The following is a 10,345-nucleotide window of genomic DNA, read 5'->3' on the forward strand; positions in this document are numbered from 1 at the left end:
TCATGGATCGGGGTCTCGACGGGCGCTGGTTCAGCTGGCGATGATCTGGCGGTAGATGCCCGGCAGCGCCAGCGAGAGGTGTTCGGGACGCTGCACGATGGCATAGCCGCCGCGGCCGAACAGGTGGGGGATATACTGCCCCGCCTCGCGGTCGATGGTCACCCCGAACACTTTCACCTCCTGGCGGCGTGCCTCGAGCACTGCCTTGCGGGTGTCCTCGATACCGTAGCGCCCTTCGTAGTAGTCGTTGTCGTTGGGCTTGCCGTCGGTGAGCATCAGCAGCAGACGATGGCGATTGGGTCGCTCGGCCAGCTGCCCGGTCAGGTGGCGGATCGCCGGCCCCATGCGGGTATAGCTGCCCGGCTTGAGCGCGGCGATACGCCGCGAGACCCGATCGCCCATGGGTTCGTCGAAGTCCTTCAAGGTCTTGACCCACACCTTGTGGCGGCGCTGGGAGGTGAAGCTGTGGATCGAATAATCATCGCCGCAGCCGGCCAGGCCATGGCCCAGCACCAGCAGCGCCTCCTTGGCCACGTCCAGCACTCGGCGATCCTGCAGCCAGGCCTCGGTGGAGAGCGAGACGTCCACCAGGATCGATACCGCCAGGTCGCGGGCCTGGGTGCGGGTGTCCACGTAGAGCCGGTCGCTGGACTCGCCGGTGGCGGCCAGGTCGCAGCGGGCGCGGATCACCGCGTCCATGTCGAGCTCGCTGCCGTCCAGCTGGCCACGCAGGAGCTCGCGCCGCGGTCGCAGGGCCTCGAACTCGCGGCGCACCCGGCGGATGCGCCGACGCGTCGCCTCGTCGGGGGTCCAGTTTTCCCCCTCCTCGCTCTGCACGTCGCTGAGCACCACGCAGTGATCGGGCAGGTAGGCCTGCTTGCGGTGATTCCACTCGGGATAGGTATGACGCCCCGTCAGCCGACCACCAGCGACCTCATCCGGGGCCAGGTCGAGGTCGAGCTTTAGTCGGGTGGCCGCCTTCTTGCGGTTGGGCGTCAGCACGATCTCGTCGATCTGGTCGGCGGCCTTCTTGGCCTCTTCCTCTTCATCGTCGTCCACGAGGCGGTTGAGGTTCACCATCTCGGCCCAGGAGAGCATCTTCTCCATGTTGTTGAGCATCAGCGGGTCGTCGCGGTCGGCCTGGTCCTGCTCGCGTCGGTCGGCCTTGCGCTTGCCCTGGTCATCCTCGGGGGAGTCGCCGGCAGTCGTCATGTCGTCATCGTCGTCGACGGTGGCTTCGCGGGCTCCGTCGCGGGTCCCGAGGGTCACGGCCTGACCCCATAGCGGCACCGGCAACGGCGGGCGGTAGCCGCGCGGGGCGCGAAATGCCGCGAGCGAAACGTCCGACTCGCGGATGGCGCGCTGCATGGCCGCGGCCCAGGCCTCGTCGGGGTCGGGGGCACCCAGCTCGGCGCAGAGTACCGCCTCCAGGGCCGCCTCCATGGGCGGCAGGCGCTTGCGCTGCGGGCGAATGGCGAGCAACTCGCCGCACAGGCGTACATAGCGATCCGTCAGTCCCGGGAAGCGGGCCAGGGCGGCCCGTGCGGTGCGTCGTGCCTCGCGCAGGCGCGCCAGATCGGCCTGCAGCGGGTCCGCGGGAAACGTCACCGGCCGGGCCTCGGCCAGGAAGGCGGTGAGCCACAGGTAGAGGTCGCGGTTGAGGGCGGCCTCGGGGAAGAGCGCCAGGCGCGGCGGCAGCAGCAGGTGCTCCTCGTCGCGGCGAGCCTGGTCGAGGTCCTCCTCGTCGAGGCCCAGGCGCTGGCGCAGGCTCAGCCGGTGGGCGGAACCACGCCGGGCGATGGCGGCCACCTCGACCCCGGCCTCGCCGCCGCCGGCACGAAAGAAGACGCCGAGCATGGGGCGCAGGCTCTCGAGGGTCACCGCCGCCTCGGGGTGGTCCGGGTAGCTCGCCGCGCCGGAGGCCCAGCGGTGCCAGAAGCGGCCGACGGTCTCCTCGACCTCAAGAAAGTCCAGCATGATCAGATCTCAACCAAAGGTGGCGTGAATGGCTTCCATCAGCCCCTCCTGGACGTCGGCGTCATCCGAGAGCGGCTCCACCAGGGTGGCGCGGGCGGCATCAAGGATCGGCATGCCGGCGCCGATCAGGGTCGCGCAGTAGACCAGCAAGCGGGTAGAAATGCCCTCCTCCAGGTCCTGGCCCTTCATGGCGCGCAGGCTGGCCGCCAGGTTGACCAAGGCGGCGCACTGGTCGGCTGGCAGGCCGCTCTCCCGGGCGACGATGTCGCGCTCTACCGCCGGCGGCGGGAAGTCGAAGGACATCGCCACGAAGCGCTGGCGGGTGCTCGGTTTCAGGGACTTGAGGATGTGCTGGTAGCCGGGATTGTAGGAGACCACCAGCATGAAGTCGTCCGGCGCCTCGAGCAGCTCGCCGGTGCGCTCCAGCGGCAGTAGCCGCCGGTCGTCGGTGAGGGGGTGCATCACCACGGTGACGTCCTTGCGCGCCTCCACCACCTCGTCGAGGTAACAGATGCCGCCCTCGCGCACCGCACGGGTCAGGGGGCCGTCGACCCAGCGGGTCTCGCCGCCCTGCAGCAGGTAGCGCCCTGTCAGGTCGGCGGCGGTCAGGTCATCGTGGCAGGAGACGGTGAACAGCGGCTTGCCGAGCTTCGCCGCCATATGACTGACGAAGCGGGTCTTGCCGCAGCCGGTCGGCCCCTTGAGCAGCAGCGGCAGGCGCTGCTGGAACGCCTGCTCGAACATCGCGCACTCGTTGCCCACGCTCTGGTAATAGGGAATCTCTTGCTCGCTGGCGTTGGCGGCCACGGAAGAAAGGGGCATGAAGATCACTCCTGTCAGGGTGATTTACGAAGAACCGAACGAAAGAGGGCCCCGAGCGGGGCCCTCGGGTGGTCAGGCGCGCTCGGGGCCTGCGGTCAGCTGGGTGCCACCAGCCGGCACCTGCTCGCGGGCCGGGCCGAAGAAGGCGTAGAGCAGCATCACCGCTCCCACGGCCACCGCGATACCGGCGCCCAGACGCATCATATAGAAGAGGCCGAGCTGGTCCTGCACCTCCATGTAGTTCATGCCCAGCACGCGCTGCAGATGGGTCTGGACGACACCGGCGAAGGTCAGCGTGAAGGTCATGAAACACATGGCACCGGTCATGACCCAGAAGCCCCACATGTTCAGCACCTGGTTGTAGGGCTGGACGCGGCGCAGCTGCGGCATGGCGAAGGTGATCACGCCGAGCATCAGCATCACGTAGGCCCCGTAGAAGGCCAGGTGGCCGTGGGCGGCGGTGACCTGAGTGCCGTGGCTGTAGTAGTTGACCCACGACAGGGTGTGCATGAAGCCCCATACACCCGCGCCGAAGAAGGCCACGGCCGGGCAACCCAGGGCCCACAGCATGGCGGCCTTGTTGGGATGGTTACGGCTGCCCTTCCAGAACATGGTGAAGGCGAACACCACCATGGCGAAGAAGGGGATCACCTCCAGGGTCGAGAAGATGCTGCCGATGGGCTGCCAGTAGCTCGGCGCGCCGATCCAGTAATAGTGGTGGCCGGTACCCAACAGGCCCGAAAACAGCGACAGGCCGACGATGATATAGAGCCACTTCTCGATCACCTCGCGGTCGACGCCGGTCATCTTGATCAGCAGGTAGCCCAGCAGCGCCGCCATGATCAGCTCCCACACGCCCTCGACCCAGAGGTGCACCACCCACCACCAGTAGAGCTTGTCCACGGCGAGGTTGGAGGGGTTGTAGAAGGCGAACAGCCAGAACACCGCGGCCAGCCACAGGCCCAGCATCAGCACCAGGTTGATGGCGGTCCGGCGGCCCTTGAGCAGGGTCATGCTGGTGTTGAACAAGAACATCAGGAAGGAGATGGTGATCAGCACCTTGACCCAGAACGGCTGCTCCAGGAACTCGCGCCCCTCGTGGATCCCTAACTGGTAGCCGACCAGTGCCGCGGCCCCGGCAAAGGCGAAGATCGCCAGCTGGATGTAGGCGATGGTGGGGCTGTGGATCTCCTGCTCGGCCTCTTCCGGCATCAGGTAGTAGGTGGCACCCATGAAGCCAATCAGCAACCAGACGATCAGCAGGTTGGTGTGGCTGACGCGCATGATGTTGAAGGGCATCAGCTCGGACATGAAGTTGGGCCAGGCATAGACGCTGGCGGCCAGCAGCCCGAAGACGATCTGCAGGGCAAAGAGCGCCATGGCCACCATGAAGAATGGCAGCGCCACCTTCTGGGTTTCGTATTTCATCGGTGTCGTTCTCCTTGATTCATCCGCGGTCCAGCGGCTCAGCCGGCGGGGGTCGGCGGCCAGTCCTGAGTATTGATACCGTCAGTCCACTCCAGGAAGTCGATCAGCGACTGCATCTCTTCCTCGCTGAGGTCGAAGGCCGACATCTGGCGGCGCCCCTGGGCGCCCAGCGGTTGGGCGCGGATCCACGCGGCAAGCCCCGCGCGGGCCGCCTCCGGGTTCTTGTGCCCGCCGTAGCGTTCCCAGACATTGCCCAGCTCCGGCGCGAAGTAGGCCCCCTCACCCAGGATGGTGTGGCAGTTGATGCACATGTTCTTTTCCCACACCTCCTTGCCGAGCTTGACGGACTCGGTGAGCCCTGCGCTGTCGGTGGACGTGTTGACTATGTACCAGTGGCTGTGCGCCGTAAGCGCGGCAAACAGCAGAAAGAAGAACAGCGACCCGCCGTAGAAGATGTTGCGGGCCGCCGACTTGGTGAGACCGTCGGCCATGGACCATACCCCCCTTGCTCGTGTGGCAGTGCCGCCGCCGTTCACGGCATGCAGCCCTGCGTTCCTTTTAAGATGTATCGCAGATACATGTTAAGCGTAGCAGCAGAGCACAGGGTGAGACTTTGACACCGGTCAATTTCCGGGGAAGGAAGGCGGGCGACAGCCGACATGATGCCGCCCGGGAGGGGCTCAGTGGCCGAGGATCTGGCTGAGGAACAGCTGGGTGCGCTCGGACTTGGGGTGGTTGAAGAAGGTCTCGGGGGGGGCCTGCTCGATGATCTGCCCCTGATCCATGAAGATGACCCGATCGGCCACGGTCTTGGCGAAGCCCATCTCGTGGGTGACGCAGAGCATGGTCATGCCGTCGCGGGCCAGCTCGACCATGACGTCGAGCACCTCCTTGATCATCTCGGGGTCCAGCGCCGAAGTCGGCTCGTCGAAGAGCATCACCTCCGGCTGCATGCACAGCGCCCGGGCGATGGCCACCCGCTGCTGCTGGCCGCCGGAGAGCTGGCCCGGGTACTTGAGGGCCTGGTCGGCGATCTGTACCCGTTCGAGAATCTCCATGGCCGTGCGCTCGGCCTCGGTACGCGGTTTCTTCTGCACCCAGGTCTGGGAGATACAGCAGTTTTCCAGCACGCTCAGGTGGGGAAAGAGGTTGAAGTGCTGGAACACCATGCCGACGTTGCGGCGGATCTGCTCGATGCGCTTGACGTCCCGGGTCATGGGCATGCCATTGACCACGATGCGCCCTTCCTGGTGTTCCTCGAGATGGTTGATGCAGCGGATCAGCGTCGATTTGCCCGACCCCGAGGGGCCGCAGATGACGATGCGCTCGCCCCGTGCGACCGTCAGGTCGATGTCACGCAGCACGTGGAAGTCGCCGTACCACTTGTTGAGCCCAGCGATCTCGATCATCGGCGAGTCGGCCCGGGCGGCGTTTGCCTGGTTCATGAGAAGATCCCGTTCGTGGTTGTCAGTTGCGGTGGCCGGTGTGCAGGCGCCGCTCGATGTGCTGGCTGTAGCGCGACATGCTGAAGCAGAACACCCAGAACACCAGCGCGGCGAAGACATAACCCTCGGTAGCAAAACCCAGCCAGTCGCTGTCGGTCAGCCCCGAGCGAATGATCGCCAGCAGGTCGAAGAGCCCGATGATCAGCACCAGCGAGGTGTCCTTGAACAGCGCAATGAAGGTATTGACGATGCCGGGGATGACCAGCTTGAGCGCCTGGGGCAGCACGATCAGCCCCATGCGTTGCCAATAGCCCATGCCCATCGCCTTGGCCGCCTCTTCCTGCCCGCTGGGGATGGCCTGCAACCCGCCACGCACCACCTCGGCCATGTAGGCGCTCCAGAAGAACATGATGCCCACCAGGGCACGCAGCAGCTTGTCGAACTCGACCTGAGAAGGCACGAACAGCGGCAGCATCACCGAGGCCATGAACAGCACGGTGATCAGCGGCACGCCGCGCCAGAACTCGATGAACACCACACAGAAGCCGCGCACCAGCGGCATCTGCGAACGCCGCCCCAGCGCCAGCACGATACCGATGGGCAGCGAACCGACGATGCCCACCGTGGCGATGGTCAGGGTCAGCATCACGCCGCCCCAGTTGCCGGTTGGCACTTGTTCCAGGCCAAACACACCCCCTACCAGCAGGAAGAAGGCGATGACGGGAAAGGCGACCATGGCGAACAGACCCACCCAGCGCTTGGCGGGCAGGCGCGGGATGGCCAGCCAGGCGATCAGGATCGCCAGCGCGGCGAAGACCAGGTCCACCCGCCAGCGCTCGGCACCCGGGTAGAAGCCGTAGACGATCGACTCGAAGCGCGCGCTGATGAAAACCCAGCAGGCTCCCTCGCCACTGCACGCCTCGCGGGAGTTGCCGAGCCAGTCGGCCTGGAACACCGCCCACTGCAAGACGGGCCAGAGCACCATGGCCAGCAGCGCCACGGTCACCAGGGTCACCGCTCCGTTGAGCAGGGTATTGAAGAGGTTGGCTTGCAGCCAGCCGAGCAGGCCACGGCGCAGGTCGGGCGGCCGGCGCTCGGCGACCATCTCGGTCACGGTCGTGGTATCCACCATCTCAGCGCTCCTTGAGCAGCGTGCGCGCGTTGTAGAGGTTCATCAGCGCGGACACTATCAGGTTGATCAGCAGGTAGACGGCCATGGTCATGGCGACGATCTCGATGGCCTGACCCGTCACGTTCAGCGCCGTGCCGGAGAACACCGCCACCAGGTCCGGATAGCCGATCGCCGTGGCCAGCGAGGAGTTCTTGATCAGGTTGAGGTGCTGGCTGGTCAGCTGCGGCACGATCACCCGCATCGCCTGGGGAATCACCACCTTGCGCAGGATGATGCCGCCGGGCAGGCTCAGCGCCTGGGCCGCTTCCACCTGCCCCTGGGGCACCGACTGGATGCCCGAGCGCACGATCTCGGCGATGAAGGAGGCGGTGTAGATGGAGAGCGCCAGCCACAGGGCGATCAGCTCGGGGAGCACCGTCACGCCACCCTGGAAGTTGAAGCCCTTGAACGCCGGGAGGGACCACTCCAGCGGCATGCCGGTGGCGACGAAGACCACCGACGGCAGGCCGATCAACAGCAGGGCGCCCAGCTTGAACACCGGTAGCGGCCGGCCGGTCTTCGCCTGGCGTTGCTTGGCGTGACGCGCCAGCCACCAGGTGGCGATCACCGCGACCAGCAGTGCCCAGGGGGTGGCGGCGAATCCGGCCAGCGGCTGGGGGTCGGGCAGCACCAGGCCGCGCACGTTGAGGAAGATCACCTCGAACAGCGAATGACTGTTCTGTGGGCTGGGCAGGGCCTGCAGCACGGCAAAGTACCAGAACAGGATCTGCACCAGCAGCGGGATGTTGCGGAAGATCTCCACATAGGCGGTGGCCAGTCGGGCCAGCAGCCAATTGGGCGACAGTCGGGCGATGCCCACGGCGAAGCCGATCAGGGTCGCCGCCACGATGCCCATGGCGGAGACCAGCAGGGTATTGAGCAGCCCCACCACGAAGGTGCGGGCATAGGTACTGTCGCCGGAATAGTCGATCAGGGTCTGGGGGATGGAGAAGCCGGCCCGGTCCTGGAGGAAGCCGAAGCCGGTGGAGATGCCCCGGGCCTCGAGGTTGGCCATGGTGTTCGACACCACCATGGCGATGAACGCCCCCAGCGCCAGCAGCAGGATGCCCTGCACCAGCAGGGCGCGGAAGGTGGGGTCACGCCATAGCGGCCCCCGCTCCCGTGAGGAAGAACGCAGCATATCGAGCCTCGCAGACGTACCCGAAACGGCACCACGCATGTTGCCATGCGTGGTGCCCGGTCATTGGACGTTCAGGGTGGGTCAGCGGACCGGCGGGGCGTAGAGGATGCCGCCCTCGTTCCACAGCGCATTCACGCCGCGGCTGATCTGCATGGGGGAGTCCTCGCCCACGGTGCTGGCGAATACCTCGCCGTAGTTGCCGACGTGGGCGATCAGCTGATAGGCCCAGTCGTTCGCGAGCCCCAGCTGCTCGCCATAATCGCCATCCACGCCCAGCAGGCGCGCCACCTGGGGATTGGGCGGGTCGGCCTTCATGTCGTCGACGTTGTCGCTGTTCACCCCGAGCTCCTCGGCATTGACCATGGCAAAGACCGACCACTTGACGATGTCCAGCCACTGGTCATCGCCCTGGCGGACCACGGGCCCGAGCGGCTCCTTGGAGATCAGCGTCTCGAGGATCTCGACGCTGCCCGGCTCCGGCAGCTGCAGGCGCAGGGCGCTGAGCTGGGAGGTGTCGGAGGTCAGGATGTCACAGCGGCCGCTGGCGAAGCCCTGGGCGGTCTGGTCGGGGGTGTCGAAGGTGACCGTCTGGATATCGATGCCGCGGGAGGGGAAGTAGTCGGCCAGGTTGAGCTCGTGGGTGGTGCCGGACTGGATGCAGATCGAGGCGCCGTCGAACTGCTCAGGCCCCTCGATACCCAGGTCCTTGGCCACCATGAAGCCCTGACCGTCGTAGAAGGTGGTGGCGGTGAAGTTCAGACCCAGCGAGTTATCTCGAGTCGCCGTCCAGGTGGTATTGCGCGAGAGGACGTCGATCTCGCCGGATTGCAGGGCGGTGAAGCGTTCCTTGGCGGTCAGCGGCGTGAAGGAGACCGCCTCGGGGTCATCGAAGATGGCGGCGGCGATGCCGCGGCAGGTCTCCACGTCCAGCCCCTGCCAGGTCCCATCCTGATCGGGCGAGGAGAAGCCGGAGAGGCCGACGTTGACGCCACAGCGCAGCTCGCCCCGCTCCTTCACCTCGTCCAGGGTGGCCGCCGAGGCAGAGGAGATCATACCGACGCAGAGAGCAGCGGCAGAAAGGGATAGCAGTGTCTTGTTGTTGTACCGCATGAAAAGACTCCAGATTCTGTTAGGTCGAGTAGTGCTGATGCGGCAGCCTCGAAACTAACAGACCTGGGAGCCTCGTCACCAACCGGCGGTTAAACGCTGAGAAGGTGTTTACAAATTCAGGTAGTGCTGATGAAGCGAAAGCCGTGCCATCTTGCTCCGCGGGGCTTTGACAAGCCCAGTATCGCGACAGGAACATCATCGAGCGCTGGTTCGGGTGGATCAAAGAGCTACGACGGGTCTGCACACGATACGACAAATTGGCCAGCAGCTTCAGGGCCATGGTATGCCTGGCGTGCATAAATCGTTGTTTGCGAGCCAACTTTTCGGACATAACGTAGGGCAACTTCCACATTGATGTCGCTGATGGTCATATTACTTGATAAGCCGCAAGCCTGATGGTCTGACGATGCCAGAGAAAATAGCCCGTTGGCGAGCCGTCTGTGGAATGGGCTAAATTGTTACCATTGAGCTTCCTTACCTCACTTGAGCTTCTCCAGTTGATCCAACACCGTCTCAGGAATTGCAGTCTCGGGGATGTGCGTGACATAGAAGTCGGCGGCAGATGGCAATGGCGCTGTCCCGATCCAGAACTCGTCGGGGATGACGGCCCCCCGCAGCTCGGCTTCGTTGATGCTCACAGCGTCTTTCCTACGCATGCCGGCGATGAGCCGGTAGTGCGCGGTCACATTGGTGATGGGTGTGTACGTGCCCAGCTCAACGGTCTCTGAAGGCTGTTTCCCGGGCAGGGGCCTGTCGTCGAGCAGCACCGCGGCGAACGGTAGCGCCGCCAGTGCGCGGAGCCAGTCGGCGACGTATACGGAGGAGTTCTCCGCGTCGTCTACGTCCAGCTCCTCCACTTGCGTCGAGCCCGAGAAGTGGTGGGTGGCGCACAGCCACTGCATCGGTGACGGTATCTGCAACACCACTGCGCCCGACGTCATCGCGATGAGCGTCTGCGCGAGCTTTGTCGCCTTTCCCGCCAGATCTTTATCACCGAGCATCGTGCGCAGCGCGTAGCCTGTTCGCTTCTTTGCGGCCATCGCAGTCTCCAGCGCAGGCATCTGCGACAGTTGGTCCTCGTAGAAGTGGCCTAGTACTACAGCCGTAACTACTGCTGTGGTCGTTCATGCGTTGCCATCAGGGCTTGCTGCTGACGACAGTGGCACTGCCAAGCCCGGTACTGGTGCTTTCGTCGCCAATCCGACCAATGAAGCACATGGGAGAAGGCCTGATGTCCTTGCCATAGACATC

General features: G+C 65.1%; 9 protein-coding genes and 1 pseudogene. 1 reads left to right on the forward strand and 9 read right to left on the reverse strand.

The window, feature by feature from the left end:
- Window positions 1-30 precede the first annotated feature (30 nt).
- The 8 genes from OP498_RS14900 to OP498_RS14935 form a co-directional block, all read right to left on the reverse strand.
- On the reverse strand, window positions 31-1,977 hold the full coding sequence (locus tag OP498_RS14900) for a VWA domain-containing protein (RefSeq protein WP_280554182.1): 1,947 nt from the start codon (window positions 1,975-1,977) through the stop codon (window positions 31-33).
- Window positions 1,978-1,986: 9 nt separating this feature from the next.
- Window positions 1,987-2,799, reverse strand: a complete 813-nt coding sequence (locus tag OP498_RS14905; RefSeq protein ID WP_280554185.1) for a CbbQ/NirQ/NorQ/GpvN family protein — start codon at window positions 2,797-2,799, stop codon at window positions 1,987-1,989.
- Between the two features lie 72 nt (window positions 2,800-2,871).
- Window positions 2,872-4,227, reverse strand: coding sequence for a cbb3-type cytochrome c oxidase subunit I (locus tag OP498_RS14910; protein ID WP_280546951.1), 1,356 nt, complete (start codon window positions 4,225-4,227; stop codon window positions 2,872-2,874).
- 38 nt (window positions 4,228-4,265) lie between these two features.
- Window positions 4,266-4,718, reverse strand: a complete 453-nt coding sequence (locus OP498_RS14915) for a cytochrome c (protein WP_280554186.1) — start codon at window positions 4,716-4,718, stop codon at window positions 4,266-4,268.
- 189 nt (window positions 4,719-4,907) lie between these two features.
- On the reverse strand, window positions 4,908-5,672 hold the full coding sequence (locus OP498_RS14920) for an amino acid ABC transporter ATP-binding protein (RefSeq protein ID WP_280546949.1): 765 nt from the start codon (window positions 5,670-5,672) through the stop codon (window positions 4,908-4,910).
- Window positions 5,673-5,694: 22 nt separating this feature from the next.
- Window positions 5,695-6,777: an amino acid ABC transporter permease gene (locus tag OP498_RS14925; protein WP_133481942.1), complete on the reverse strand. Its 1,083-nt coding sequence runs from the start codon at window positions 6,775-6,777 to the stop codon at window positions 5,695-5,697.
- A 28-nt stretch (window positions 6,778-6,805) separates the two neighbouring features.
- Window positions 6,806-7,984 (reverse strand): amino acid ABC transporter permease, encoded by a 1,179-nt coding sequence (locus OP498_RS14930; protein ID WP_280546948.1) that lies wholly within the window; start codon window positions 7,982-7,984, stop codon window positions 6,806-6,808.
- Window positions 7,985-8,065: 81 nt separating this feature from the next.
- Complete coding sequence (locus OP498_RS14935; protein ID WP_280554188.1) at window positions 8,066-9,094, reverse strand: amino acid ABC transporter substrate-binding protein; 1,029 nt, start codon at window positions 9,092-9,094, stop codon at window positions 8,066-8,068.
- A 156-nt stretch (window positions 9,095-9,250) separates the two neighbouring features.
- On the opposite strand from OP498_RS14935, the pseudogene OP498_RS14940 reads away from it, so the two are divergent.
- Window positions 9,251-9,432 (forward strand): annotated as a pseudogene (locus tag OP498_RS14940) (transposase); the annotation flags it as partial.
- Between the two features lie 141 nt (window positions 9,433-9,573).
- Here the strand turns inward: OP498_RS14940 and OP498_RS14945 are convergent.
- Window positions 9,574-10,134 carry a hypothetical protein gene (locus OP498_RS14945; protein ID WP_280554190.1) on the reverse strand — a complete coding sequence of 187 codons (561 nt, stop codon included), beginning with the start codon at window positions 10,132-10,134 and terminating at the stop codon, window positions 9,574-9,576.
- Window positions 10,135-10,345: the final 211 nt, after the last annotated feature.

The sequence above is a fragment of the Halomonas sp. 25-S5 genome (assembly GCF_029889845.1).
In the GTDB taxonomy this organism is placed as follows: domain Bacteria; phylum Pseudomonadota; class Gammaproteobacteria; order Pseudomonadales; family Halomonadaceae; genus Halomonas.